This window comes from Streptomyces sp. GS7 (genome assembly GCF_009834125.1).
In the GTDB taxonomy this organism is placed as follows: domain Bacteria; phylum Actinomycetota; class Actinomycetes; order Streptomycetales; family Streptomycetaceae; genus Streptomyces.
This window is the reverse complement of sequence record NZ_CP047146.1, coordinates 7,261,315-7,285,920: the sequence shown is the minus strand read 5'-3', so window position 1 is coordinate 7,285,920 and position 24,606 is coordinate 7,261,315. Positions and strand designations below refer to the sequence as shown.

26 protein-coding genes are annotated in these 24,606 nt (G+C 70.4%); 25 read left to right on the top strand and 1 reads right to left on the bottom strand.

The window, feature by feature from the left end; genetic code table 11:
* The first annotated feature begins 100 nt into the window (after nucleotides 1-100).
* The 16 genes from rpsP to GR130_RS31495 all read left to right on the top strand — a co-directional run bounded on the left by rpsP (nucleotide 101) and on the right by GR130_RS31495 (nucleotide 12,954).
* Nucleotides 101-550, top strand: a complete 450-nt coding sequence (rpsP, locus tag GR130_RS31570; protein WP_159507858.1) for a 30S ribosomal protein S16 — start codon at nucleotides 101-103, stop codon at nucleotides 548-550.
* A gap of 2 nt (nucleotides 551-552) precedes the next feature.
* Complete coding sequence (locus GR130_RS31565) at nucleotides 553-783, top strand: RNA-binding protein (RefSeq protein WP_159507857.1); 231 nt, start codon at nucleotides 553-555, stop codon at nucleotides 781-783.
* Nucleotides 784-993: 210 nt separating this feature from the next.
* The gene (rimM, locus tag GR130_RS31560) at nucleotides 994-1,539 is read left to right on the top strand and encodes a ribosome maturation factor RimM (protein ID WP_159507856.1); all 546 of its coding nucleotides are present in this window, start codon (nucleotides 994-996) and stop codon (nucleotides 1,537-1,539) included.
* On the top strand, nucleotides 1,539-2,348 hold the full coding sequence (gene trmD / locus GR130_RS31555) for a tRNA (guanosine(37)-N1)-methyltransferase TrmD (protein ID WP_159507855.1): 810 nt from the start codon (nucleotides 1,539-1,541) through the stop codon (nucleotides 2,346-2,348). Before rimM ends, trmD begins: the two co-directional genes overlap by 1 nt.
* Nucleotides 2,349-2,481: 133 nt before the next feature.
* Nucleotides 2,482-2,829 carry a 50S ribosomal protein L19 gene (gene rplS / locus GR130_RS31550; RefSeq protein ID WP_083107617.1) on the top strand — a complete coding sequence of 116 codons (348 nt, stop codon included), beginning with the start codon at nucleotides 2,482-2,484 and terminating at the stop codon, nucleotides 2,827-2,829.
* Between the two features lie 96 nt (nucleotides 2,830-2,925).
* The gene (gene lepB / locus GR130_RS31545; RefSeq protein WP_159507854.1) at nucleotides 2,926-3,690 is read left to right on the top strand and encodes a signal peptidase I; all 765 of its coding nucleotides are present in this window, start codon (nucleotides 2,926-2,928) and stop codon (nucleotides 3,688-3,690) included.
* On the top strand, nucleotides 3,683-4,759 hold the full coding sequence (lepB, locus tag GR130_RS31540) for a signal peptidase I (RefSeq protein ID WP_159507853.1): 1,077 nt from the start codon (nucleotides 3,683-3,685) through the stop codon (nucleotides 4,757-4,759). The genes lepB (GR130_RS31545) and lepB (GR130_RS31540) overlap by 8 nt, the downstream gene beginning before the upstream one ends.
* A gap of 118 nt (nucleotides 4,760-4,877) precedes the next feature.
* A complete protein-coding gene (lepB, locus tag GR130_RS31535; RefSeq protein WP_443043702.1) occupies nucleotides 4,878-5,651 on the top strand; it encodes a signal peptidase I in 774 nt (257 codons plus the stop codon).
* A gap of 55 nt (nucleotides 5,652-5,706) precedes the next feature.
* Entirely contained in the window at nucleotides 5,707-6,435 is a 729-nt protein-coding gene (lepB, locus tag GR130_RS31530) for a signal peptidase I (RefSeq protein WP_159507852.1), read from the top strand.
* Nucleotides 6,436-6,484: 49 nt separating this feature from the next.
* Nucleotides 6,485-6,985, top strand: a complete 501-nt coding sequence (locus tag GR130_RS31525) for an NUDIX hydrolase (RefSeq protein ID WP_159510336.1) — start codon at nucleotides 6,485-6,487, stop codon at nucleotides 6,983-6,985.
* Nucleotides 6,986-7,023: 38 nt separating this feature from the next.
* On the top strand, nucleotides 7,024-7,332 hold the full coding sequence (locus GR130_RS31520; RefSeq protein ID WP_003980220.1) for a DUF2469 domain-containing protein: 309 nt from the start codon (nucleotides 7,024-7,026) through the stop codon (nucleotides 7,330-7,332).
* 421 nt (nucleotides 7,333-7,753) lie between these two features.
* Complete coding sequence (locus GR130_RS41110) at nucleotides 7,754-8,095, top strand: YraN family protein (protein ID WP_236574043.1); 342 nt, start codon at nucleotides 7,754-7,756, stop codon at nucleotides 8,093-8,095.
* Nucleotides 8,095-9,774: a YifB family Mg chelatase-like AAA ATPase gene (locus tag GR130_RS31510; RefSeq protein ID WP_236573716.1), complete on the top strand. Its 1,680-nt coding sequence runs from the start codon at nucleotides 8,095-8,097 to the stop codon at nucleotides 9,772-9,774. The genes GR130_RS41110 and GR130_RS31510 overlap by 1 nt, the downstream gene beginning before the upstream one ends.
* Complete coding sequence (gene dprA, locus GR130_RS31505; protein WP_236573714.1) at nucleotides 9,758-11,083, top strand: DNA-processing protein DprA; 1,326 nt, start codon at nucleotides 9,758-9,760, stop codon at nucleotides 11,081-11,083. Before GR130_RS31510 ends, dprA begins: the two co-directional genes overlap by 17 nt.
* Before the next feature lie 359 nt (nucleotides 11,084-11,442).
* Nucleotides 11,443-12,279, top strand: a complete 837-nt coding sequence (gene whiG / locus GR130_RS31500) for an RNA polymerase sigma factor WhiG (protein ID WP_043266318.1) — start codon at nucleotides 11,443-11,445, stop codon at nucleotides 12,277-12,279.
* Between the two features lie 135 nt (nucleotides 12,280-12,414).
* Nucleotides 12,415-12,954: a TetR/AcrR family transcriptional regulator gene (locus tag GR130_RS31495; RefSeq protein WP_159510334.1), complete on the top strand. Its 540-nt coding sequence runs from the start codon at nucleotides 12,415-12,417 to the stop codon at nucleotides 12,952-12,954.
* A 348-nt stretch (nucleotides 12,955-13,302) separates the two neighbouring features.
* Here GR130_RS31495 and GR130_RS31490 read toward each other — a convergent pair whose 3' ends face one another.
* Nucleotides 13,303-14,172, bottom strand: coding sequence for a murein hydrolase activator EnvC family protein (locus tag GR130_RS31490; RefSeq protein ID WP_159510333.1), 870 nt, complete (start codon nucleotides 14,170-14,172; stop codon nucleotides 13,303-13,305).
* Nucleotides 14,173-14,597: 425 nt separating this feature from the next.
* Here GR130_RS31490 and rpsB point away from each other — a divergent pair, with 425 nt between their 5' ends.
* The 9 genes from rpsB to GR130_RS31445 all read left to right on the top strand — a co-directional run bounded on the left by rpsB (nucleotide 14,598) and on the right by GR130_RS31445 (nucleotide 24,594).
* Nucleotides 14,598-15,449: a 30S ribosomal protein S2 gene (rpsB, locus tag GR130_RS31485; RefSeq protein WP_159507850.1), complete on the top strand. Its 852-nt coding sequence runs from the start codon at nucleotides 14,598-14,600 to the stop codon at nucleotides 15,447-15,449.
* Between the two features lie 107 nt (nucleotides 15,450-15,556).
* Complete coding sequence (gene tsf / locus GR130_RS31480; RefSeq protein WP_159507849.1) at nucleotides 15,557-16,393, top strand: translation elongation factor Ts; 837 nt, start codon at nucleotides 15,557-15,559, stop codon at nucleotides 16,391-16,393.
* 162 nt (nucleotides 16,394-16,555) lie between these two features.
* Nucleotides 16,556-17,326: a UMP kinase gene (gene pyrH, locus GR130_RS31475; protein WP_039632372.1), complete on the top strand. Its 771-nt coding sequence runs from the start codon at nucleotides 16,556-16,558 to the stop codon at nucleotides 17,324-17,326.
* Nucleotides 17,327-17,501: 175 nt separating this feature from the next.
* Complete coding sequence (frr, locus tag GR130_RS31470) at nucleotides 17,502-18,059, top strand: ribosome recycling factor (RefSeq protein ID WP_159507848.1); 558 nt, start codon at nucleotides 17,502-17,504, stop codon at nucleotides 18,057-18,059.
* Nucleotides 18,059-19,198, top strand: coding sequence for a phosphatidate cytidylyltransferase (locus tag GR130_RS31465; RefSeq protein ID WP_159507847.1), 1,140 nt, complete (start codon nucleotides 18,059-18,061; stop codon nucleotides 19,196-19,198). The genes frr and GR130_RS31465 overlap by 1 nt, the downstream gene beginning before the upstream one ends.
* A 168-nt stretch (nucleotides 19,199-19,366) precedes the next feature.
* Nucleotides 19,367-20,479: a 23S rRNA (adenine(2503)-C(2))-methyltransferase RlmN gene (rlmN, locus tag GR130_RS31460; protein ID WP_159507846.1), complete on the top strand. Its 1,113-nt coding sequence runs from the start codon at nucleotides 19,367-19,369 to the stop codon at nucleotides 20,477-20,479.
* A gap of 258 nt (nucleotides 20,480-20,737) precedes the next feature.
* Nucleotides 20,738-21,820 carry a thiamine ABC transporter substrate-binding protein gene (locus GR130_RS31455; protein ID WP_159507845.1) on the top strand — a complete coding sequence of 361 codons (1,083 nt, stop codon included), beginning with the start codon at nucleotides 20,738-20,740 and terminating at the stop codon, nucleotides 21,818-21,820.
* Nucleotides 21,796-23,523, top strand: coding sequence for an ABC transporter permease (locus GR130_RS31450; RefSeq protein ID WP_201305236.1), 1,728 nt, complete (start codon nucleotides 21,796-21,798; stop codon nucleotides 23,521-23,523). Before GR130_RS31455 ends, GR130_RS31450 begins: the two co-directional genes overlap by 25 nt.
* Nucleotides 23,524-24,594: an ABC transporter ATP-binding protein gene (locus GR130_RS31445; RefSeq protein ID WP_159507843.1), complete on the top strand. Its 1,071-nt coding sequence runs from the start codon at nucleotides 23,524-23,526 to the stop codon at nucleotides 24,592-24,594. It abuts the gene before it with no gap.
* Nucleotides 24,595-24,606: the final 12 nt, after the last annotated feature.

Sequence of the window (24,606 nt, the reverse complement as noted above, 5' to 3'; positions counted from 1 at the left end):
CTCTCCTCCGGCTGACGCGTCCATCGGGCACCCGAGTACCGCAACCCCACGTGGCATCTCGTTGTGCCCAACCACGTCAAGACCAGGAGACACCACTCCAGTGGCAGTCAAGATCAAGCTGAAGCGTCTGGGCAAGATCCGTTCGCCTCACTACCGCATCGTCGTCGCCGACTCCCGCACCCGCCGTGACGGCCGGGCCATCGAGGAGATCGGCCTGTACCACCCGGTGCAGAACCCCTCGCGCATCGAGGTCGACTCGGAGCGTGCGCAGTACTGGCTGGGTGTCGGCGCGCAGCCGACCGAGCCCGTCATGGCCATCCTCAAGGTCACCGGCGACTGGCAGAAGTTCAAGGGCCTGCCCGCCCCGGCGCCGATGCTCGTCGCCGAGCCGAAGGCCGACAAGCGCGCCCTCTTCGAGGCCGCCGCCAAGGCGTCCGGCGACGAGCCGAAGGGTGAGGCCATCACCCCGAAGGCGAAGAAGTCCGAGAAGAAGGCGGACGAGGCCGCGGCCGAGGCCGACAAGCCCGCCTCTGAGCCCTCCGAGGACTGAGCGTGCTTGAGGAGGCCCTTGAGCACCTCGTCAAGGGCATCGTCGACAACCCCGATGACGTGCAGGTAGCCTCGCGCACCCTGCGCCGCGGGCGCGTGCTGGAGGTCCGGGTTCACCCCGACGACCTCGGCAAGGTGATCGGCCGCAACGGCCGTACCGCCCGTGCGCTGCGGACCGTCGTGGGCGCCATCGGCGGCCGGGGCATCCGCGTCGACGTCGACCAAGTTCGCTGACAAGTTGAACACCGGCTCGGGCCGGGGAGGGCCTTCGGGTCGTCCCCGGCCCGCGCTCGTATGCCACCGTGGGACCACGGCCACCCGTCGGATCGACGGTCACCACCCCCCATCGGACCCACCACCGCCACCATCAATTGAGGAACCCCCACGTTCCTCGGCCACGTCCGCGAGAGCGGCGGCGGCTTAGCCGCAAAGGGGAGCAGCACAGTGCAGTTGGTAGTCGCCCGGATCGGCCGCGCCCACGGAATCAAGGGCGAGGTCACCGTAGAGGTGCGCACCGACGAGCCGGAACTGCGGCTCGGCCCCGGCGCCGTCCTGGCCACCGAACCGTCCTCCGCCGGACCGCTCACCATCGCCACCGGCCGCGTCCACAGCGGCCGGCTGCTGCTGCGCTTCGAGGGCGTCGCGGACCGCACGGCCGCCGAGGCGCTGCGGAACACCCTGCTGATCGCGGAGGTCGACCCCGAGGAGGTCCCCGAGGACCCCGAGGAGTTCTACGACCACCAGCTGATCGACCTCGACGTCGTCACCCGCGACGGCACCGCCGTCGGCCGGATCACCGAGGTCTCCCATCTGCCCTACCAGGACCTGCTGATCGTCGAACGGCCCGGCGGCGGCGAGGTCATGATCCCGTTCGTCAGCGAGATCGTGCCCGAGATCGACCTGGAGGAGCAGCGCGCGGTCATCGAACCGCCGCCCGGCCTCCTCGACGAGAACCAGGCCGAGATCGCCTCCGGCCGCGAGGACAGCTGATGCGGCTCGACGTCGTCACGATCTTCCCCGAATACCTCGAACCGCTGAACGTCTCGCTCGTCGGCAAGGCCCGCGCCCGCGGGCAGCTCGACGTCCGCATCCACGACCTGCGGCAGTGGACCCACGACAAGCACCACACCGTCGACGACAGCCCCTACGGCGGCGGCCCCGGCATGGTCATGAAGCCCGAGCCCTGGGGCGAGGCGCTCGACGAGATCATCGCCTCCGGCGACGGCGAACCCGTGATCGTCGTTCCCACTCCCAGCGGCGCCCCCTTCACCCAGCAGCTGGCCGTCGAACTCTCCGCCAAACCCTGGCTGGTGTTCACCCCGGCCCGCTACGAAGGCATCGACCGCCGCGTCATCGAGGAGTACGGCGACCGGCTGGACGTCCGCGAGGTCTCCATCGGCGACTACGTCCTCGCCGGCGGCGAGGCTCCCGTACTGGTCATGGTCGAGGCGGTGGCCCGGCTGCTGCCGGGCGTCCTGGGCAACGCCGCCTCCCACCAGGACGACTCCTTCGCCCCTGGGGCGATGGCCGACCTCCTGGAGGGCCCCGTCTACACCAAGCCCCCGGAGTGGCGCGGCCGGACCATCCCGGAGGTGCTGCTCAGCGGCCACCACGGCAAGATCGCCCGCTGGCGCCGGGACGAGGCGTTCCGCCGCACCGACCGCAACCGCCCCGACCTCATCGAGCGCGCCGACCCCGCCGCCTTCGACAAGAAGGACCGGGAAATCCTGTCCATCCTGGGCTGGTCGGAGAACGAGGGGGGCCGATTTGGGCGGGCGAGCGGGGCCGTGGAAGAATAGGCCGCTGCTGTGTGCGTCCGGCGCGCGCCCCTGCCACAGGGGGAACGACGCCCGCCCGACGGAACGGCATCCGAAACAACCTTTCCCCATATCCCGTTGATGACCTGTGGCATCAGCGAAGAAAGCAGTAGTCATGCACCTTCTCGACAGCGTCGACTCCGCTGCCCTGCGCAGCGACATCCCGGCCTTCCGCCCGGGTGACACCGTCAACGTCCACGTCCGCGTCATCGAGGGCAACCGCTCCCGTGTGCAGCAGTTCAAGGGCGTCGTCATCCGCCGTCAGGGCTCCGGCGTGCGCGAGACCTTCACGGTCCGCAAGGTCAGCTTCTCGGTCGGCGTCGAGCGCACCTTCCCGGTGCACACCCCGATCGTCGAGAAGATCGAGGTCGTGACCCGCGGTGACGTCCGTCGCGCCAAGCTGTACTACCTCCGTGAGCTCCGCGGCAAGGCCGCGAAGATCAAGGAGAAGCGCGACAACTGAGCCGCGCCGCACCGGGCCGCGGACTTCCGCCCCGGTGCACCGCGAGGCCACGCTCGCGTCCGGTGTCCGGACCCGGCCGGATAGGCTCTGGGCCCGATGGACACCGACGCACAGCTCACGGAGCGCGACCCCTCTCCCGCCCCCGACCGGGGGCCGGAGCGGCGGTCGCGCTCCGCGCGTTTTCTCACCTCGGTGGCGCGCCTGCGGTACCGGCCGGTCACCCTCTTCGCCCTCTGCCTGGCCTTCCTGTTCCTGCTCAGCACCTTCGTCGCGCAGCCCTTCCTGATCCCCAGCACCTCCATGGAGAACACCCTCCAGGTCGGGGACCGGGTGCTGGTCAACAAGCTGGCGTACCGTTTCGGCAACCAACCGCGGCGCGGCGATGTCATCGTCTTCGACGGCATGGGGACTTTTGTTCACAGGGAGCAGGAGGAGAATCCCGTCACGGGACTGCTGCGCGGGGCCGGTTCGGCCCTGGGCCTGGCCCCGGCCGCGGACACCGACTACGTCAAGCGCGTGATCGGTATCGGCGGGGACCATGTGACCTGCTGCGACAAACGGGGGCGGATCGAAGTGAACGGTGAGCCGGTGAGCGAGAGCTATCTCTACCCGGGGGACGCGCCGTCCGCCGTGCCCTTCGACACCGTGGTACCGGAGGGCAAGCTGTGGGTCATGGGCGACCACCGCGCCAGATCCAGTGATTCCCGCGACCACCTGGGCGAGGCCGGCGGCGGCACCGTCCCCGAGGACAAGGTCATCGGCCGGGCGGACCTGATCACCTGGCCGTTCAGCCGTTGGCGCACCATCGGCACACCGCGGTCCTTCGACGGCATACCGGCTCCGGCGGGCCCGCATGGGTAACCGGGGACGCCCGCGGCACGGGCGCCAGGACACCCAGGAGCCCGGCCACGGCGCCGCCGGCGCGTATGGCCGCCCGTACGGCCGCCCGGGGGAGGACGAGGACCACGAGGGCCCGCAGCAGGGGACCCGCCGGGCGACCGGCGGCCGGGCCGAGCGGCGGCGCCAGGCCCGCCGCATCAAGCGCCGCAGGCGTCGCTCCTACCTCAAGGAAATCCCCATCCTGGTCGGCGTGGCGCTGGCCATCGCGCTGGTCCTGAAGACCTTCCTCGTCCAGGCGTTCGTGATCCCGTCGGGCTCCATGGAGCAGACGATCCGGATCGGGGACCGCGTCCTGGTCGACAAGCTCACCCCCTGGTTCGGCGCCAAGCCGCAGCGCGGCGACGTCGTCGTCTTCAAGGACCCGGGGGGCTGGCTCAAGGGCGAGCAGAACCAGACGTCCGGCGACCCCGGCCCGTTCAAGGACTTCATGACCTTCATCGGGCTGCTGCCGTCCGCCAACGAGCAGGACCTGATCAAGCGGGTGGTGGCGGTCGGCGGCGACACCGTCCGCTGCTGCGACAAACAGGGGCGGGTGACGGTCAACGGGACGCCGCTGACCGAGCCGTACGTCCACCCCGGAAACCCGCCCTCCCAGCTGACGTTCACGGTCAACGTCCCCACCGGGCGGATCTTCGTGATGGGCGACCACCGCTCCAACTCCGCGGATTCGCGCTACCACCTGGACGAGCCGTACCGTGGCACGGTCTCGGAGGACAACGTCGTGGGCCGGGCCGTGGTCATCGCCTGGCCGTTCAGCCACTGGCGGATGCTCGAAGAGCCCGACACCTTCGCAACGGTGCACGACGCGCCGGGCGCGAAGGCGGCGGCAGCGAACGTGCCGCATAGGCTGTCACCCGAGAGTTTGACCGTACTCCCGACCCCTGCGGAACTCCCGCTCGTTATGGGAGTGGTGGGCCTGCACCGGTTGACGGGCAGGCGAGAGCGCGGAGTAAGGAGCAGATGTGGGGGACTTGGCGGTCGGCGCGCGGTCCGGAACCGAAGAGCCCGAAGAGCCGGCGGGGCGCGGTGAGACCGCGCGGTCGGCGGCGAGTTCCGTGCATCGGCCACAGTCACAGTCAGGACGGTCCGCGCCGGCGGACCTCTCGAAGCAGTCGGACACAGCGGCCGGCGAGGAGGCGAGCGGCAGCGTGACCAAGGGCAAGAAGCCGCGTGCCTTCTGGAAGGAGCTGCCGATCCTCATCGGCATCGCCCTGCTCCTCGCGCTGCTGATCAAAACGTTTCTGGTGCAGGCGTTCTCCATCCCGTCCGACTCGATGCAGGACACCCTCCAGCGCGGGGACCGGGTCCTGGTGGACAAGCTCACACCGTGGTTCGGGTCCAAGCCGCAGCGCGGCGAGGTCGTCGTCTTCCACGACCCGGGCGGCTGGCTCAACGAAACGCCCACCCCGCAGCCCAACCCGGTCCAGAAGGTCCTCAGCTTCATCGGGCTGATGCCCTCGGCCGAGGAGAAGGACCTGATCAAGCGGGTCATCGCGGTCGGCGGCGACACCGTCGAGTGCCAGGGCACCGGCCCGGTCAAGGTCAACGGCAAGGCCCTCAAGGAGGACTCCTACGTCTTCCCCGGCGCCACCCCGTGCGGTGACCGCCCCTTCGGCCCGATCCACGTCCCCAAGGGCCGGATCTGGGTGATGGGCGACCACCGCGACGACTCCCTCGATTCCCGCTACCACCAGAACCTGGAGGGCAAGGGCACGGTCTCCGAGGACGAGGTCGTCGGGCGGGCCTTCACCATCGCGTGGCCCATCAACCGCTGGGCAACCCTCCCCGTACCGGACACCTTCGACCAGGCCGGGATCAACAAGGCAATGGCCGCGGCTCCGGCCGCGCTGGGCCTGACCGGCGCGGTGCCGATCGTGCTGTGGCGCCGCCGGAGGCTTACCGGAGGGCGTAACCCCAGGTAAGGTGCCGTCCCGGATCTTTCGACGCGGGCCGGTACCGCGGGGTGGGAGCGCTGGGATGAGCAGCAGTACGGAACGCAGGACAGACGGCCGCGGCCGGACCACGGGCAGTGTGCTCTCCGGTCTGGCCGTGGCCGTCGGCTGTGTGCTGTTCCTGGGCGGCTTCGTCTGGGGGGCGCTGACCTACCGCCCCTACACGGTGCCGACCGATTCGATGACGCCGACGATCTCCGTAGGGGCCCGGGTGCTGGCCGAGAAGGTCAACGGCTCCGAGATACGCCGCGGCGACATCGTCGTCTTCAAGGACTCGACCTGGGGCGCGCTGCCGATGGTGAAGCGGGTCGTCGGCATCGGCGGCGACAAGGTCGCCTGCTGCACCAAGCAGGGGCTGCTGACGATCAACGGAACCCCCGTTGAAGAACCGTATCGGCAGGGTGGTGGCCCCGCCTCACCCGTCGGCTTCAAGGCCACGGTCCCCAATGGCCAGCTCTTCCTCCTGGGCGACCACCGCAGCGACTCCCTCGACTCCCGCGTCCACCTCACCGACGGCGACCAGGGATCCGTCCCCCGCAGCGCCGTCGAGGCCCGGGTCGACGCCCTCGCCTGGCCGCTCGGCAGCGTCGGCGTGATGCAGCGCCCCGCGGCCTTCTCCGCGCTTCCCGGGGGCACGTCCCAGCCGGGGCCGATCCAGCCCATCACCCTGGCCGTCGCCGCGGGCACGGTGCTCATCCTGGGAGGTGCGGCATACGGGCCGATCGCGCGGAGGAAAGGGCGCCGTCGTGGCTGAGCGGGAGCGGGGGCCGAACGCCGGGCCGGCGCGGAAGCCGGAACGGGCGGTGACCGGCGGTGAGCCTGCCGAGGTGCGGCAGGTCTCCCGTGTCGTCCTGCTCGACCCCGACGACCGGATCCTGCTGCTGCACGGCTTCGAACCGGACAACCCCGACGACACCTGGTGGTTCACCCCCGGTGGCGGTGTGGAAGGCGCCGAGACCCGCGAGGCGGCGGCGCGCCGCGAGCTCGCCGAGGAGACGGGCATCACCGATGCCGTTCTGGGCCCCGTCCTGTGGAAGCGCCGCTGCGCCTTTCCGTTCGACGGGCGACGCTGGGAGCAGGACGAGTGGTACTACCTGGGGCGGACCGACCGGACCGCCACCGACACCGGCGGCCACACCGACCTGGAGCGACGCAGCGTCTCGGGACTGAGGTGGTGGACTTCGGAGGAACTGTCGGCGACGCATGAGACGGTGTATCCGACCAGACTCGCCGGGCTGCTGCGCACACTGCTCGACGAAGGCCCCCCGAGTGCGCCAGTGCTCCTGGAGACCGAGAGGGTCTGACGCACAATAGGGGGACGCACGGCTGAAGGGGATCTGCCATGAGCGCCGAGGACCTCGAAAAGTACGAGACCGAGATGGAGCTGAAGCTCTACCGGGAGTACCGCGACGTCGTCGGGCTGTTCAAATACGTGATCGAGACCGAACGTCGCTTCTACCTCACCAACGACTACGAGATGCAGGTGCACTCGGTGCAGGGTGAAGTGTTCTTCGAGGTCTCGATGGCCGACGCATGGGTCTGGGATATGTACCGACCGGCCCGTTTCGTCAAGCAGGTGCGGGTACTCACGTTCAAGGACGTGAACATCGAAGAGCTCAACAAGAGCGATCTGGACCTTCCGGGAAGCTGACCGGTGGAGGGGCGGACCGGGGAACCGTTCCTCGCGGAGCGTCCCCGGTCACCCCGGCGGGTGACGGAGTTGTCCACAATCGATCCGCTGTCCACCAAGATCCAATAGATCCGCGCGGAGGCGTCACAGTCGGTGCCGGAGGTGGTACCGCATGAACGCCACGCACACCGGCAGGCAAGCCGGAGACAACGCACGGACCCGGGACGGCGGACGGACCGCGGACGGTGCCGGAGCCGCCGAAGGCACGGGGACCAGGGACGGCCACGGGCCTGTGGCAGCCGCACGGAGCCGAGAACACCCAGCGCCCGGCACGACCGCACGCGCCAGGAAGAACGCCCCCACCGGGCCAGGCGCCCGCGGCAGAGCAGCGCGCGCCCCGGACCGGCCCACGGCCGCCCGGCCCCGCACCCGCCGCCGCGCACTGGGGCGCTACGGCGAGGACCTGGCGGCCCGGCGCCTCACCGAGGCCGGGATGCGGATCCTCGACCGGAACTGGCGCTGCCGCGACGGCGAGATCGACATCGTCGCCGCCGATGGCGACACCCTGGTGATCTGCGAGGTCAAGACCCGCAGGGCGGGCTCCTACGAACACCCCATGGCCGCGGTACGGCCCGCGAAGACCGCCCGGCTCCGGCTGCTCGCCGAACGCTGGCTGGAGCGGCACGGCGGCCCACCGCCCGGCGGCGTACGAATCGACGTCATCGGCGTCCTGCTGCCCGCCCGCGGCGCGCCCGCGGTGGAACACGCACGGGGGGTGGCGTGATGGGATTCGCCCGCACCTGCTCCGTCGCCCTGGTCGGCGTCGAAGGAGTCGTCGTCGAGGTCCAGGCCGACCTGGAGCCCGGCGTCGCCGCCTTCACCCTCGTCGGACTCCCCGACAAGAGCCTGGTCGAATCCCGCGACCGGGTGCGCGCCGCCGTCGTGAACTCCGGCGCCGAGTGGCCGCAGAAGAAGCTCACCGTCGGCCTCAGCCCCGCCTCCGTGCCCAAAAGCGGCAGCGGATTCGACCTCGCCGTGGCCTGCGCGGTCCTCGGCGCCGCCGAGCGCCTGGACCCCCGTGAACTCACCGACCTGATGATGATCGGCGAACTGGGCCTCGACGGCCGCGTCCGGCCCGTACGCGGCGTGCTGCCCGCCGTCCTCGCCGCCGCCGACGCCGGATTCCGCCAGGTCGTCGTACCGGAACAGACCGTCGCCGAGGCATCCCTCGTCCCCGGCGTCTCCGTCCTCGGCATCCGCAGCCTGCGCCAGCTCATCGCCGTCCTCGCCGACGAACCCGTGCCGGACGAGGAGAACCCCCTCGAAGAAGGCCGGCCCGACCCCCTCCTCGCCGGGCTCACCACGCCCGGCACCGGCGTCGGCGCGGGCCTGCCACCCGGCGACCACACCCCCGACCTCGCGGACGTCGCAGGCCAGCACGGCGCCCGCCGCGCCCTGGAGGTAGCCGCCGCCGGCCGCCACCACATCTTCTTCAAAGGCCCGCCGGGCGCCGGCAAAACCATGCTCGCCGAACGCCTCCCCGGACTCCTGCCGGCCCTGACACCCAAGGAATCCCTGGAGGTCACCGCCGTCCACTCGGTCGCTGGCACCCTCCCACCAGGACAGCCACTGGTCCACCGCCCGCCCTACTGCGCCCCGCACCACTCCGCGACCATGGCATCCCTCGTCGGGGGCGGCGCCGGCCTGCCCAGACCGGGGGCCGTATCGCTCGCCCACCACGGCGTGCTCTTCGTGGACGAGGCCGCCGAATGCAGCCCACGCGTCCTGGACGCATTACGCCAGCCACTGGAATCCGGACACGTCGTCGTCGCCCGGGCCGCGGGGATGATGCGCATGCCCGCCCGTTTCCTCCTCGCCCTCGCGGCAAACCCCTGCCCCTGCGGCCGGCACGGCACCACCGGCGGCGGCTGCGAATGCCGGCCCTCCTCGATCCGCCGCTACCGAGCCCGGCTCTCCGGGCCGCTGATGGACCGCGTGGACCTGCGGATCGCCGTGGAACCGGTCGCCCGCTCAGAACTCCTCGCACTCGGCCGCGGCGCCGAATCCACCGCCGACGTCGCCGAACGCGTCCGCGCCGCGCGCGAACGCGCCGCGGCCCGCTACGCCGGCACCCCCTGGCACACCAACAGCGAGGTACCGGGCCACGAACTGCGAACCCGCTGGCAGGTACACCCCGGCGCGCTGGCCCACGCCGAACGCGACCTGGAATGCGGCCTCCTGACCGCCCGCGGCCTCGACCGCGTCCTCCGCGTCGCCTGGACCGCCGCCGACCTCGCAGGCCGCGACCGCCCCACACGGAAGGACGTCGACTGGGCCCTGGAACTCCGCACCGGCGTACGCCGCGGCACCGTGACGACCGCAGCAGGCGCGCAGACGCCGACCGCACGCACGAAGGGGCGGACCGGCGGACGAGCGGAGGTGAGCGATGCCCGCAACGGATGAATGGGGCTTCGCCACCAGCGGGGCCACGGCAAACCCCCCGAGCACCCCCGCTCCCGGCATGCCCTCCGCACCGGACCGCGCCACCAGCGCGCCCACCAGGCCGACTCACGAAGCGAACGGAGCAAGGACGGCAGCCGGCAGCGGCACAGCCCGGCGCGAAACCTGCGAACCGCAGCGGACCGCCCGCGCGGCCCTCACCCGCATCCTCGAACCAGGCGACGAAACAGCCGGCCGCTGGCTGCGCGAGATGGGCCCGGTGGCCCTCTGGCACGCACTGTCGGAGGACGACACGAGCCTTCCTCCGGGCGTGAGCCCCACCAAGGTCGCGGGCCTCAGACTGCGCGCCGCGCGCGCCCGCCCCGCCGCGGACCTCGCGGCCGTCGCCGCGCTCGGCGGCCGCTTCATCTGCCCCGGCGACGAGGAATGGCCACGCCAACTCGACGACCTCGGCGACGGCCGCCCCATCGGCCTCTGGGTACGTGGTGCGGGCGGCCTGCGACTGTGGGCGCTGCGCTCGGTCGCCGTGGTCGGCGCGCGGTCCTGCACCGAATACGGCGCCCACCTCGCCACCACCCTCGGCGCCGGACTCGCCGAGCGCGGCTGGACGGTCGTCTCCGGGGCGGCGTACGGCGTCGACGGCGCCGCGCACCGCGGCGCACTGGCCGCGGACGGCCCGACCGTCGCCGTCCTCGCCTCCGGCGTCGACTACGCCTATCCGCGCGGCCACACCGAGTTGCTCGGCCGGATCGCCGAACAGGGCCTGATCGTGGCCGAGTTGCCACCATGCGACCACCCCACCCGCAGTCGCTTCGTGCTGCGCAACCGCGTGATCGCCGCGCTCACCCGGGGCACCGTTGTCGTGGAAGCCGAACTCCGCAGCGGCTCACTGGTCACCGCCCGGCGCGCGCTGTCCCTCGGGAGGTTCACGATGGGTGTGCCGGGGCCGGTCACCAGCGGCCTGTCCGCCGGTGTGCATCAACTCCTGCGCGGCGAAGCCACGGTGGTCACCGACGCCGACGAGGTCATCGAACTCGTCGGCAGCATCGGCGACCTCGCACCCGAGCGGCGCGGTCCGATCCTCGCACGCGACCTTCTGGACCCGGTCGCCGCCCGCGTACTGGAAGCACTGCCGGCCCGCGGCCCCGCGGACACCGCTCAACTGGCACGGGAGTCGGGTACACCCCACGACACCACTCAGGGAAAGCTCTTCGAGCTGCAATCCCTGGGATTCGTTCAAAGGTGCGGTGAGCGCTGGGAGTTGGTGCGACGCGCCAACTCCGCCGACGGTTCCCGGCGAGGCGGTACTTGACCTTGCGCGAACGGGTGAAAGGGTGAGGGGAATGACCGCAGAATCCAGGTTTGCCTCGCTTCGGTGCGCGAGGCCGACCCGTTGGGAGACGGTGATGTGGCGCAACGGACGCACGGGGTCCTGCCTGCCGCTTCACCGCGTCCGTCCGCACGGCCCTCCGGGAACGCGCCCCCGGCACCCCGTCCGGGTGTCGCCACGCCGTACGAGGTAACCCTGAGGTGCGGGCAGCGGAACGTATCTGCGCACACCCAACCCGCTTTCCTCGCACACCGCGATGCTGCGGTCACGCTACGCTCACAACAATTCAACCCTCATCCATCCACCTACCCGTGTCTCGGCAGAACGGCTCAAGGCGACGAATGCCCCAGCACACCTCCGGGTCTGACCGTGCGGCAGTGCCACCCGCCGCGCGCGGCAGCGTGCGCCCCAATCCGCCCACCTCGCTCGACGAGCTGTGGCGCTCCTACAAGGCGTCGGGCGACGGACGCTTGCGGGAACAGCTGATCCTGCACTACTCACCGCTGGTCAAGTACGTCGCCGGCCGCGTCAGCGTCGGACTGCCGCCCAACGTCGAGCAGGCCGACTTCGTCTCCTCGGGGGTCTTCGGACTGATCGACGCCATCGAGAAGTTCGAACCCGAACGCTCCATCAAGTTCGAGACGTACGCCATCACCCGCATCCGCGGCGCGATGATCGACGAACTGCGCGCCCTGGACTGGATCCCACGATCCGTACGGCAGAAGGCCCGAGCCGTGGAACGGGCGTATGCCACGCTCGAAGCGCAACTCCGCCGTACCCCCACCGAGGCGGAGGTCGCCGGCGAGATGGGTATCGCACTGGAAGAACTCCACGGTGTCTTCAGCCAGCTGTCGCTGGCGAACGTCGTGGCGCTGGAAGAACTCCTCCACGTCGGCGGCGAGGGCGGTGAACGCCTGAGCCTGATGGACACACTGGAGGACACCGCCGCCGAGAACCCCGTGGAAATCGCCGAGGACCGCGAACTGCGGCGGCTGCTCGCCCGGGCCATCAACACACTCCCCGAACGCGAGAAGACCGTGGTCACCCTCTACTACTACGAGGGCCTCACCCTCGCCGAGATCGGCAACGTCCTCGGCGTAACGGAGAGCCGGGTCAGCCAGATCCACACCAAATCCGTACTCCAGCTCCGGGCGAAACTGGCGGATGTCGGACGCTGAGCGGGCCGCGACGCTCCGGTCGATGTCGCCCTCTGCCGCCTCGTGTCGTAACGCGGAGTGCCACAACGCGGGGGCCATCCGTACAGTGGTGGCGTGCCCAGGATTCGAGCGGCCTCGGTGGCCGAGCACCGGACGATGCAGCGCGGCGCCCTCTTGGACGCCGCCCGCACCCTGCTGTCCGAAGGCGGAACGGAGGCGCTGACCTTCCCCGCCCTCGCCGAGCGCACGGGCCTCGCGCGCTCCTCCGTATACGAGTACTTCCGCTCCCGTGCGGCCGTCGTCGAGGAACTGTGCGCCGCCGACTTCCCCGTATGGGCGGCGGAGGTCGAGGCAGCGATGGAAGGCGCCGAAACGCCCGAGAGGAAGGTCGAGGCGTATGTGCGCCGGCAGCTGGCCCTGGTCGGCGACCGCCGCCACCGCGCCGTCGTCGCCATCTCGGCCGGCGAACTGGACGCCGGGGCGAGAGAGAAGATCCGCGCGGCGCACGGCGGCCTGATCGCCATGATCGTCGAGGCGCTCGCCGCCCTCGGCCATGAACACCCCCGCCTCGCCGCCATGCTCCTCCAGGGCGTCGTCGACGCCGCCGTCCGCCGCGTCGAACTCGGCGCCGCGGAAAACCCGGAAGAGATCACGGAGGCGGCAGTGGCCATGGTCTTGCGAGGGGTCGGCGGCTGACGCCGCCGGAGCTTCCTGAGGGGCTCCCCCCCCGGGCCCCGCCCCCACCCCTCCCGCCCCCCTCCATCACCACCTCCGCTCGTTGCAGCCCGCAGCCCGCAGCCCGCAGCCCGCAGCCCGCAGCCCGCAGCCCGCAGCCCGCAGCCCGCAGCCCGCAGCCCGCAGCCCGCAGCCCGCAGCCCGCAGCCCGCAGCCCGCAGCCCGCAGCCCGCAGCCCGCAGCCCGCAGCCCGCAGCCCGCAGCCGGCGTGCGCTCACCTGGTCACCGAGGCTGGCTGTGCCGTGTCGCAGGCGTGATCCTCGTTGCTCCTCTCGCGGCTTGCTCCGCGTCAGCGTCACCGCCCGCCCGTCACCTCATCCTTCGCCCCTCCGTACTTTCCTCCGTCTCTCCCTCCGCGCGGTCATTTCTTCGCGCCGTGGCCATTCCCCACCGGCAGTACGGCACTCGGAGTCGTCCCACCCCATTGGCCCCGCCTCGGCCGCCCGACGCATGGCGGCCCAGCGCCCACAGCGCGGCGGTCGCGAGCGCGATCGCTCCTACGAGGGCCGCGCTCGTCGGTGCGTCCGTCGTCTTGTGCGCCGTGGGGGCAGGCCGCCCCGGAACCGGCCGCTTCGATTCCGTTCGCCCAGGAGTGGCAGGGATCGTGGGTTCGGGGATGCCGAAGACGGGGAGCAGCCGGGACGGGCCGCCATGGAGCATGGCCGGTGGCAGCAGCGAGAGTGGGTCCAGGTAGGACTTCCCGCGGAGCAGGCCCCAGTGGAGACACGGGGCGCGGCAGTGGAACGGGCCGCGTTGCAGCTCGCCGACCGGCTGGCCTGCCGTGACGTGCTGCCCTGGGCGGGCGGTGGCGCGGACTGGTTCGTAGGTGGTGCGTAAGGGCGGGTGCCCCGAGTCGGACAGCTCGATGGTGAGCACCCCGCGGCCGGCGACGGTGCCGGCGAACGCGACCTGGCCGGGCGCGGCTGCCCGTACGACCGCGCCGGGGGACGCTGCGAGGTCGACGCCGCGGTGGCCCGCCGCCCAGGGCGAAGGGGGCGGCTCCCAGCCGCGTAGCACGGTGGGTCGCAGTCCTGCCGGGCCGTCCACCGGCCACGACCGGTCGGCAGCCGCCGAGGCTGCCCGGTCTTCCGGGCCGGTTCGCGTGGCGCGGACCGTGGCGCTTGCCGCTGCGAGGCCCAGGGGATCAGCCTTGAACGCATCCCACGCACCTGCTGCCATCGGCACGCACACTGCAGTTGCCACCGCCACCGTCCTCGGGAGCGAGAGGGGCTGCCGCTTGGTTGAGCTGGGGTGTCGTCTCATGCCCTGACCATGACGGAGTCCGGACGGGCATGGGGATCTTGGTCGAAAGCTGTGGACGGCGAGCCGATTGTGGACAACGGCGTCACTCGCCCGGGGCACGAAATGGTGCGTGTCGCCCGGTGCATCGCCAGTCCCGTACACTTCTGGTGGCGATCCGGGTCACCGGGTCGACTTCGCACGCCCCGCCATCAGTGCACCAGTCCCTTTCGGGCAGCACGACGGCCGCGCTCCTCGGTCCTCGGAAGGTTCCGCCCGGTTCCTCCCCTGGCAGGCGCGTCGGGGCGTCAGGCATCGCGGCCGACCGGCCGTGGTGGAACCGAGAGACAACAAGGAGTACGGCCATGGCCGTCGTCACGATGCGGGAGCTGCTGGAGAGCGGCGTCCACTTCGGGCACCAGACCCGCCGCTGGAACCCGAAGATGAAGCGCTTCATCTTCACCGAGCGCAACGGCATCTACATCATCGACCTGCTCCAGTCGCTGTCGTACATCGACCGCGCCTACGAGTTCGTCAAGGAGACCGTTGCCCACGGCGGCTCGGTCATGTTCGTCGGCACCAAGAAGCAGGCCCAGGAGGCCATTGCCGAGCAGGCGACCCGCGTGGGCATGCCCTACGTGAACCAGCGCTGGCTCGGCGGCATGCTGACCAACTTCTCCACGGTCTACAAGCGCCTGCAGCGTCTGAAGGAGCTTGAGCAGATCGACTTCGAGGATGTGGCCGCCTCCGGCCTCACCAAGAAGGAGCTCCTCGTCCTCTCCCGCGAGAAGGCCAAGCTGGAGAAGACCCTCGGTGGTATCCGCGAGATGCAGAAGGTGCCCAGCGCCGTCTGGATCGTGGACACCAAGAAGGAGCACATCGCCGTCGGTGAGGCGCGCAAGCTCAACATCCCGGTTGTCGCGATCCTCGACACCAACTGCGACCCCGACGAGGTCGACTACAAGATCCCGGGCAACGACGACGCGATCCGCTCCGTCACCCTGCTCACCCGCGTGATCGCCGACGCCGTCGCCGAGGGCCTCATCGCCCGTTCCGGTGCCGCCACCGGCGACCAGAAGCCCGGCGACAAGGCTGCCGCCGAGCCGCTGGCCGAGTGGGAGCGCGACCTGCTCGAAGGCGACAAGAAGTCCGACGACGAGGCCGCCAAGGCCGAGGCCCCGGCCGCCGAGGCCGAGAAGCCGGCCGAGCAGGGCTGACCTCAAGACCGGTTGATGACGGCGGGGGAGGGTGCCACAAGCGCCGCCCCCGCCGTCCACCCGTAGATCTTTCGACTTCCGCGATTCCGAGAAGAGATTCACAGACCATGGCGAACTACACCGCCGCTGACGTCAAGAAGCTCCGCGAGCTCACCGGCGCCGGCATGATGGACTGCAAGAAGGCCCTGGAAGAGGCCGAGGGCAACGTCGACAAGGCCGTCGAGGTGCTCCGCGTCAAGGGCCAGAAGGGCGTCGCCAAGCGCGAGGGCCGCTCCGCCGAGAACGGCGCTGTGGTCTCCGTGATCGCCGACGACAACGCCTCCGGCCTCATCCTCGAGCTGAAGTGCGAGACGGACTTCGTCGCCAAGGGCGAGAAGTTCCAGTCCGTCGCCAGCGCCCTGGCCGCGCACGTCGCCAAGACCAAGCCGGCCGACGTCGAGGCCCTGCTCGCCTCCGAGATCGAGGCCGGCAAGACCGTCCAGGCGTTCGTCGACGAGGCCAACGCGAACCTCGGCGAGAAGATCGTCCTGGACCGCTTCGCGCAGTTCTCCGACGGCTACGTGACGGCGTACATGCACCGCACCATGCCTGACCTGCCGCCGCAGATCGGTGTCCTCATCGAGCTCGACAAGGACAACGCCGAGGTCGCCAGGGGCATTGCGCAGCACATCGCCGCCTTCGCCCCGCAGTACCTCTCCAAGGAGGACGTCCCGGCCGAGGTCGTCGAGGCCGAGCGTCGCGTCGCCGAGGAGACCACCCGCGCCGAGGGCAAGCCCGAGGCCGCACTGCCGAAGATCGTCGAGGGTCGCCTCAACGGCTTCTTCAAGGAGGCGACGCTGCTCGGCCAGCCGTACGCCCTCGACAACAAGAAGTCCGTCGAGAAGGTCCTCCAGGAGGCCGGTGTCACCCTGAAGCGCTTCTCGCGCATCAAGGTCGGCATCTGAGCCTGCCGCGAAGGCAGCGAATGACTTACGACCCCGCTAGGGTCGTACGCAGTCGGCCGCTCAACGGCCGGCCGCAGATGTGACGAGGAGGCCATTGCCGCACAGGGATCTGGACCAGACCCACGGCAGTGGCCTTCTTCGTATGTGCACGAGGAGAGCTCAATGAATCACGGTGCCGACGGCGCGGACACACACAAAGCCGGCAACGGCGGCAGGCGGCGCTTCCTTCTGAAGCTGTCGGGCGAGGCGTTCGCCGGTGGCGGAGGACTGGGTGTCGACCCCGATGTCGTGCACGCCATCGCCCGGGAGATCGCCGCGGTGGTCCGCGACGGCTATGAGATCGCCATCGTGATCGGCGGCGGCAACTTCTTCCGCGGCGCCGAACTCCAGCAGCGCGGTATGGACCGGGCCCGATCCGACTACATGGGCATGCTCGGTACGGTCATGAACTGCCTGGCCCTCCAGGACTTCCTGGAGAAGGAGGGCATCGACTCCCGCGTCCAGACCGCGATCACGATGGGCCAGGTCGCGGAGCCGTACATTCCGCTGCGCGCGGTGCGCCACCTGGAGAAGGGCCGGGTCGTCATCTTCGGCGCCGGTATGGGCATGCCGTACTTCTCCACCGACACCACCGCCGCCCAGCGCGCTCTGGAGATCGACGCCGAGGCCATGCTGATGGGCAAGAACGGTGTGGACGGTGTCTACGACTCCGATCCGAAGCAGAACCCGGACGCGGTCAAGTTCGACGCCCTCGAATACGGCGAGGTGATCACCCGCGATCTGAAGGTCGCCGATGCCACCGCCATCACGCTGTGCCGGGACAACAAGCTCCCGATTCTCGTGTTCGAGCTGCTCGCCGAGGGCAACATCGCGCGTGCGGTGAAGGGTGAGAAGATCGGCACGCTCGTCAGCGATCAGAACACCCGGGCCTGACGGCCCCAACTGCCGTGATTCCGTACGGGCATCGGCCCGTACGGGCGGCAACTCCCGGCCGTGGGAAGACCTCGGTACGGGGATGGACAACCGCCTGCCGGTCGGACACCGTGCAGGAGAAGACGCGCGGCAGGGGCGAGGCTCTGCTTCTTACCGAAAAGACCAGGAGCAAGTGGTGATCGAAGAGATCCTCCTCGAAGCCGAGGAGAAGATGGAGAAGGCCGTCGTGGTCGCCAAGGAGGACTTCGCCGCGATCCGCACCGGGCGTGCGCACCCGGCGATGTTCAACAAGATCGTGGCGGACTACTACGGTGCCATGACGCCGATCAACCAGCTGGCGTCGTTCTCGGTGCCGGAGCCGCGGATGGCCGTGGTGACCCCGTTCGACAAGAGCGCGCTGCGCAACATCGAGCAGGCGATCCGCGACTCGGACCTCGGTGTCAACCCGAGCAACGACGGCAACATCATCCGTGTGACGTTCCCGGAGCTCACCGAGGAGCGCCGCCGCGAGTTCATCAAGGTCGCCAAGAACAAGGCCGAGGACTCGAAGATCTCGATCCGCAGCGTGCGTCGCAAGGCCAAGGAAGCGCTCGACAAGCTGGTCAAGGACAAGGAGTCGGGCGAGGACGAGGTCCGCCGCGCGGAGAAGGAGCTCGACGACGTCACCGCGAAGTACGTCGCGCAGGTGGACGAGCTCCTCAAGCACAAGGAATCCGAGCTCCTAGAGGTCTGATGAACGAGTCATCCTGGGGGACCCCGCCCGGCGCCGGTCGATGGGGACCGCCCGACCACGGACCGGCTGCCTCGCTGCGCGGGGTGGCGCCCCCCGTCCCGGCGGGTCCCGTGCACGACCGGGGCGACGCGGCGCAGACTCGGCCCATGCCCATCGTGCCCGAGCCGGGCGGACACCAGGACGACCATCGGGACATCCGGGACGACCGGGGGGCTGCTCGACTGAGCGGCCCCCTGTTCCGCGACGACAGGCCGCAGGAGCCCATGCCCACCTCTCTCCCCGGGGCCGGTAGCACGTCGGACCCAGAGAAACCGAAGAAGAAGAGCGCGGGGCGCAATCTTCGCGCCGCCATAGGGGTCGGTGTCGGCCTCGGCGCGGTCATCCTCGCCTCGCTCTTCGTCTACAAGCCGGTGTTCATCGGTGTGATAGCGATCGCTGTCGTCGTGGGGCTGTGGGAGCTGACCTCGCGGCTGGCGGAGCGCAAGGACATCCGGGTGCCGTTGGTGCCGCTTGCGGTCGGCGGCACCTCCATGGTGGTCGCCGGATACGTCCGCGGGGCCGAGGGGGCGTGGGTGGCGATGGCGCTCACCGCGCTGGCCGTCCTCGTGTGGCGGATGACCGAGGCGCCCGAGAACTATCTGCGGGATGTCACGGCGGGCGTCTTCGCGGCGTTCTACGTGCCGTTCCTGGCGACGTTCGTGGCCCTGATGCTCGCGGCCGGGGACGACGGGCCGCAGCGGGTGCTGACGTTCCTGCTGCTGACGGTCGTCAGCGACACCGGCGCGTACGCGGTCGGCTGGCGGTTCGGCAGGAAGAAGCTCGCGCCGCGGATCAGCCCCGGCAAGACCCGTGAAGGGCTCGTCGGCGCGGTGCTGTTCGCGATGGTGGCGGGCGCGCTGTGCATGGAGTTCCTGATCAAGGGCGGCACCTGGTGGCAGGGGCTGCTGCTCGGTCTCGCGGTTGCGGCCAGCGCGACCCTCGGTGACCTCGGCGAATCCATGATCAAGCGCGATCTCGGGATCAAGGACATGGGCACCCTGCTGCCCGGCCACGGCGGCATCATGGACCGCCTGGACTCCCTGCTGCCGACGGCGCCGGTGGTCTGGTTGCTGTTCGTGATCTTTGTGGGATCGGGCTGACCGGCGCCGGTTACCCTTGAAGGGCGCGTCGCTCGTGGGCGATGCGCCCTTTCCGCCCCGCGACCGCGGGGGGTGATCCGTGAGGTCTTCTGGCTCCGGCCCCGTCCGGCACCTGGCTCCGCGACAGCGGAGGACGCCCGGCCTCGTCGTACAGAGGAGTTTCCACTCATGGCACGCCCGGCCCCGGGAGAACTGACATTCGTCGCCCCCCGTGGGGCCAAGAAGCCTCCTCGGCACCTCGCTGACCTCAGCCCCGTCGAGCGCCGCGAAGCGGTGGCCGCGATCGGCGAGAAGCCGTTTCGCGCGAAGCAGCTGTCTCAGCATTACTTCGCCCGCTACGCGCACGACCCGGCCGAGTGGACCGACATCCCGGCGGCGGCGCGCGAGAAGCTGGCGGCGGAGCTGCTGCCGGATCTCATGAACGTGGTGCGGCACATCTCGTGCGACAACGACACCACCCGCAAGACCCTGTGGCGGCTGCACGACGGCACGCTCGTCGAGTCGGTGCTGATGCGCTACCCGGACCGGGTCACCATGTGCATCTCCTCGCAGGCCGGCTGCGGAATGAACTGCCCGTTCTGCGCCACCGGGCAGGCGGGGCTGGACCGCAACCTCTCCACCGCCGAGATCGTGCACCAGATCGTCGATGGGATGCGGGCGTTGCGTGACGGCGAGGTGCCGGGTGGCTCGGCGCGGCTCTCCAACATCGTCTTCATGGGGATGGGCGAGCCGCTCGCCAACTACAAGCGGGTGGTCGGCGCGATCCGGCGGCTGACCGACCCCGAGCCGGACGGGCTGGGGCTGTCCCAGCGCGGCATCACGGTCTCGACGGTCGGGCTGGTCCCGGCGATGCTGAGGTTCGCCGACGAGGGCTTCAAGTGCCGGCTCGCGGTGTCGTTGCACGCGCCCGACGACGAGCTGCGCGACACCCTTGTGCCCGTCAACACCCGCTGGAAGGTCCGCGAGGTGCTGGACGCGGCGTGGGAGTACGCCGAGAAGTCCGGCCGCCGCATCTCGATCGAGTACGCGCTGATCCGCGACATCAACGACCAGGCATGGCGCGGTGACCTGCTGGGACGACTGCTCAAGGGCAAGCGTGTCCATGTGAACCTCATTCCGCTCAATCCGACGCCGGGCTCGAAGTGGACCGCCTCGCGGCCCGAGGACGAGCTGGCGTTCGTCCGGGCCATCGAGGCGCATGGTGTGCCCGTGACCGTTCGGGACACCCGCGGCCAGGAGATCGACGGCGCCTGCGGGCAGCTCGCCGCCTCGGAGCGCTGAACGCCCGCTGGTACGGTGTGCTCGAACAAATGCACATTCCGACAGGGGAGCGCCACAGCGCTGAGAGTGCGGAAGCGTCGAAACCACACGGCGCCCGCAGACCCTTGAACCTCGCCCGGGTCATTCCGGGTAGGAAGTTCGGTCGTCACTCATGCTGTTGCGCCCTGCCCACGGTGCGTTGCCGCACGTCACGCGACGTCGCGAGCGGCGGGCACCGGGCGGGGCCGCGTCTCTTCCTGGCCAGCCAGGAGGAAATCAGTGAGCACCACCAGCAGGATCACCGCGGCAGCGCTCGCCGCCGCGGCCGGCATGACCGCCCTCTCCGCATGCGGCACCACGGGGGGCGGCGGCGGGAGCGCGGATGCCAAGACCGTCACGCTCGTCAGCCATGACTCGTTCAACGCCTCCAAGTCCGTACTGGCCGCTTTCGAGAAGGCGAGCGGCTACAAGGTCAAGGTGCTCAAGGGCGGGGATGCTGGCAAGGCCGTCAACCAGGCGATCCTGTCCAAGGACAACCCGCAGGGCGATGTCTTCTTCGGCATCGACAACACCCTGCTCTCGCGCGGGCTGAAGGCGGGCATCTTCAGCCCGTACCAGGCCAAGGGGCTGGACAGCGTCCCGGCCGACCTGCAGCTCGACAAGGACGCGCACCGCGTCACGCCTCTCGACTACGGCGACATCTGCGTCAACTACGACCGCGCCTACTTCACCCAGCACAAGATCGCGCCGCCGCAGACCTTCGACGATCTGCTCAAGCCCCAGTACAAGGGGCTGCTCGTCACGGAGAATTCCGCGGCCTCCTCTCCGGGGCTCGCCTTCCAGCTCGGAACGGTCGCGAAGTACGGCGATGCCGGCTGGCAGGACTACTGGAAGAAGCTCAAGGCCAATGGGGTCGAGGTCGTCGACAGCTGGGAACAGGCGTACAACGAGCGCTTCTCGGGCTCCGCGGCCGGCAAGGGCAAGGGCGACAAGCCGCTGGTCGTCTCCTACGCGTCCAGCCCGCCCGCCGAGGTGATGGGCAAGAACCCGGCACCCAAGGAGGCGCCCACTGGTGTCGCGACCGGCACCTGCTTCCGGCAGATCGAATTCGGCGGTCTGCTCAAGGGCGCGAAGAACGAGAAGGGCGGCAAGGAGCTGCTGGACTTCCTGCTGTCGAAGCAGTTCCAGGAGGACATGCCGCTCCAGATGTTCGTCAACCCCGCGCGCAAGGACGCCAAGGTGCCGGAGCTGTTTACCAAGTACGGCGCGACGATCGACAAGCCGACGACGCTGGCACCGGAGACGATCTCCAAGAACCTTGAACAGTGGATCAAGCAGTGGTCCTCGCTCGTTCTGAAGTAGCCCGCGCCCGCCTCGGGAGGCCCGCGCGGGGAACGGCGGTGCGGCTCGGCCTGATGGCTGTGCCGCTCGCCTTCTTCGCGCTGTTCTTCGCCTACCCCGTCGTCGCGATCGTCGGGCGGGGGCTGAAGGACGGCGGACGGTGGCAGCTCGGCCGGCTCGGCGCCGTACTGAGTGACCCGGACATCCTTCATGTGCTGTGGTTCACGCTCTGGCAGGCAGCTGCCTCGACCGGTCTGACCCTGCTGATCGCCCTGCCCGGCGCCTATGTCTTCGCGCGCTTCGACTTCCCCGGCAAACAGCTGCTCCGGGCGGTGGTGGCAGTGCCGTTCGTGCTGCCGACCGTGGTCGTCGGCTCGGCGTTCCTCGCTCTGGTCGGCAGGGGCGGACTGCTGGACGACCTGTGGGGCGTTCGGCTGGACACTTCGGTGTGGGCGATCCTGCTGGCGCACGTCTTCTTCAACTACGCGGTGGTCGTCCGCACCGTCGGCGGGCTCTGGAGCCAGCTCGATCCGCGGCAGGAAGAGGCGGCGCGGGTGCTCGGCGCCGGACGGTTCGCGGCCTGGCGGCGGGTGACACTGCCCGCGCTGGCGCCGGCCGTCGCGGCGGCTGCGCTGATGGTGTTCCTCTTCACCTTCACCTCCTTCGGCGTGGTGCAGATTCTGGGCGGGCCCACCTTCTCGACGCTGGAGGTGGAGATCTACCGGCAGACCGCAGAATTCCTGGATCTGCCGACAGCCGCCGTCCTGACGCTGATTCAGTTCGCCGCGGTGCTGGGACTGCTGGCGGTGCATGCCTGGACCGTGCGCCGGCGGGAATCCACGCTGCGTCTGGTGGACGCAACGCACACCGCACGCCGACCGCGCGGCGGCGTCCAGTGGGCTCTGCTGTGGGGCACGCTCGCAGTCATCGCGGTGCTGCTCGTCCTGCCGCTGGCCGTGCTCGTCGAGCGGTCCTTCGCCGGGCCGGACGGCTACGGGCTGGTCTTCTACAGGGCGCTTCGCTCCGCGGCGGCCGCCGACAGCACCTTCGCGGTCGCTCCGCTCGACGCCGTGTGGAACTCCCTTGCCTACGGCGCGGCGGCGACCGTGATCGCCGTGCTGGTGGGAGGGCTGGCGGCAGTGGCCCTCACACGTCCCCAGCTCCGCACCGGCCCGTCCCGGCGGACGTCGATGGCCGGCAGGTTCGTCAGCGGCTTCGACGCGCTGCTGATGCTGCCGCTGGGCGTCTCCGCCGTGACCGTCGGCTTCGGCTTTCTGATCACCCTCGACAAGCCTCCGCTGGATCTGCGCGGTTCCTGGTGGCTGGTGCCGCTCGCACAGGCTCTGGTCGGTGTGCCGTTCGTGGTCCGGACGATGCTGCCGGTACTGCGGGCGGTCGACGGGCGGCTGCGGGAGGCGGCGGCCGTTCTCGGAGCGTCGCCATGGCGGGTCTGGCGCGAGGTGGACCTGCCGATGGTGCGGCGGGCGCTGCTGATCGCGGCGGGCTTCGCCTTCGCCGTTTCGCTGGGGGAGTTCGGCGCGACCGTCTTCATCGCGCGGCCGGACCACCCCACGCTGCCGGTGGCCGTGGCACGGCTGCTGGGGCGTGCCGGGGAGCTCAACTACGGGCAGGCGATGGCTCTGTCGACCATCCTGATGGTGGTGTGCGCCGGTGCCCTGCTGGCTCTGGAGCGCATCCGCACCGACCACTCCGGGGAGTTCTAGATGACGGCGCAGGCCGGAAGCACGGCACGGGAACTGCTGCGGCTGGGCGGGGTGACCGTCCGCTTCGGCGCACCCGGCGGGCGCCCGGCGCTCGACGCGGTGGACCTGGATGTCGCCGCGCAGGAAATCGTGTGCGTCCTCGGGCCCAGCGGCAGCGGCAAGTCGACACTGCTGCGGGTGGTGGCCGGTCTGCAGCATGCCGATGCGGGCGAGGTGCTGCTGGAGGGGCGGGACCAGGCGGGCGTGCCGACGCACCGGCGCGGGGTCGGGCTGATGTTCCAGGACCACCAGCTCTTCCCGCAGCGCGATGTCGCGGGGAACGTCGCCTTCGGGCTGCGGATGCGGCGCTCCTCGCGCGCCGAGCAGGAGCGTACGGTCGCCGAACTGCTCGACCTCGTCGGGCTCCCCGGCGCCCAGCGGCGGGCCGTTGCCTCGCTGTCCGGTGGTGAACAGCAGCGGGTCGCACTGGCCCGTGCGCTTGCCCCACGCCCCCGGCTGCTGATGCTCGACGAGCCGCTCGGTCAGCTGGACCGCGGGCTGCGCGAACGCCTTGTCGTAGAACTGCGGCGGCTCTTCGGAGAGTTGGGTACCACCGTGCTCGCCGTCACCCACGACCAGGGCGAGGCTTTTGCACTCGCCGACCGGGTCGTGGTGATGCAGGACGGCAGGATCGCGCAGAGCGGCACCCCTCTGGAGGTCTGGCAGCGGCCGGCCACGGAATTCGTCGCCCGCTTCCTCGGCTTCGACAACGTGGTCGAGGCGACGGTGCAGGGCGAAGCCGCCGCCACGCCCTGGGGCAAGGTGCCGGTGCCGGAGGGTACTTCGGACGGCCCCTGCCGTCTGCTCGTACGGCCCGCCGGCGTTCGGCTGACCTCCCCGGCGGACGGATTGCCCTGCACGGTCGCCGCCCGGACGTTCCGTGGCACCCATGTCGCGCTGTTGCTTGAGCCGGCGGGCGGACCGCAACTGGAGGCAGCCTGCCCACTTCGCGATGCGCCGGAGGCGGGAGCGCGGGTGGGAGTTTCGTTCGCCGCAGAGGACGTGGTGGTGCTGGACGCCTCGACGGAATAACCGCGTGAAGTA

Bases quoted from the DNA above. Each gene is read 5' to 3' on its own strand.
- trmD (WP_159507855.1), top strand. From the start codon at position 1,539: ATGCGGCTCGACGTCGTCACGATCTTCCCCGAATACCTCGAACCGCTG.
- rplS (WP_083107617.1), top strand. From the start codon at position 2,482: ATGCACCTTCTCGACAGCGTCGACTCCGCTGCCCTGCGCAGCGACATC.
- lepB (WP_159507854.1), top strand. From the start codon at position 2,926: ATGGACACCGACGCACAGCTCACGGAGCGCGACCCCTCTCCCGCCCCC.
- lepB (WP_159507853.1), top strand. From the start codon at position 3,683: ATGGGTAACCGGGGACGCCCGCGGCACGGGCGCCAGGACACCCAGGAG.
- lepB (WP_159507852.1), top strand. From the start codon at position 5,707: ATGAGCAGCAGTACGGAACGCAGGACAGACGGCCGCGGCCGGACCACG.
- GR130_RS31520 (WP_003980220.1), top strand. From the start codon at position 7,024: ATGAGCGCCGAGGACCTCGAAAAGTACGAGACCGAGATGGAGCTGAAG.
- GR130_RS31510 (WP_236573716.1), top strand. From the start codon at position 8,095: ATGGGATTCGCCCGCACCTGCTCCGTCGCCCTGGTCGGCGTCGAAGGA.
- dprA (WP_236573714.1), top strand. From the start codon at position 9,758: ATGCCCGCAACGGATGAATGGGGCTTCGCCACCAGCGGGGCCACGGCA.
- whiG (WP_043266318.1), top strand. From the start codon at position 11,443: ATGCCCCAGCACACCTCCGGGTCTGACCGTGCGGCAGTGCCACCCGCC.
- GR130_RS31495 (WP_159510334.1), top strand. From the start codon at position 12,415: ATGCAGCGCGGCGCCCTCTTGGACGCCGCCCGCACCCTGCTGTCCGAA.
- GR130_RS31490 (WP_159510333.1), bottom strand. From the start codon at position 14,172: ATGGCAGCAGGTGCGTGGGATGCGTTCAAGGCTGATCCCCTGGGCCTC.
- rpsB (WP_159507850.1), top strand. From the start codon at position 14,598: ATGGCCGTCGTCACGATGCGGGAGCTGCTGGAGAGCGGCGTCCACTTC.
- tsf (WP_159507849.1), top strand. From the start codon at position 15,557: ATGGCGAACTACACCGCCGCTGACGTCAAGAAGCTCCGCGAGCTCACC.
- pyrH (WP_039632372.1), top strand. From the start codon at position 16,556: ATGAATCACGGTGCCGACGGCGCGGACACACACAAAGCCGGCAACGGC.
- GR130_RS31465 (WP_159507847.1), top strand. From the start codon at position 18,059: ATGAACGAGTCATCCTGGGGGACCCCGCCCGGCGCCGGTCGATGGGGA.
- rlmN (WP_159507846.1), top strand. From the start codon at position 19,367: ATGGCACGCCCGGCCCCGGGAGAACTGACATTCGTCGCCCCCCGTGGG.
- GR130_RS31445 (WP_159507843.1), top strand. From the start codon at position 23,524: ATGACGGCGCAGGCCGGAAGCACGGCACGGGAACTGCTGCGGCTGGGC.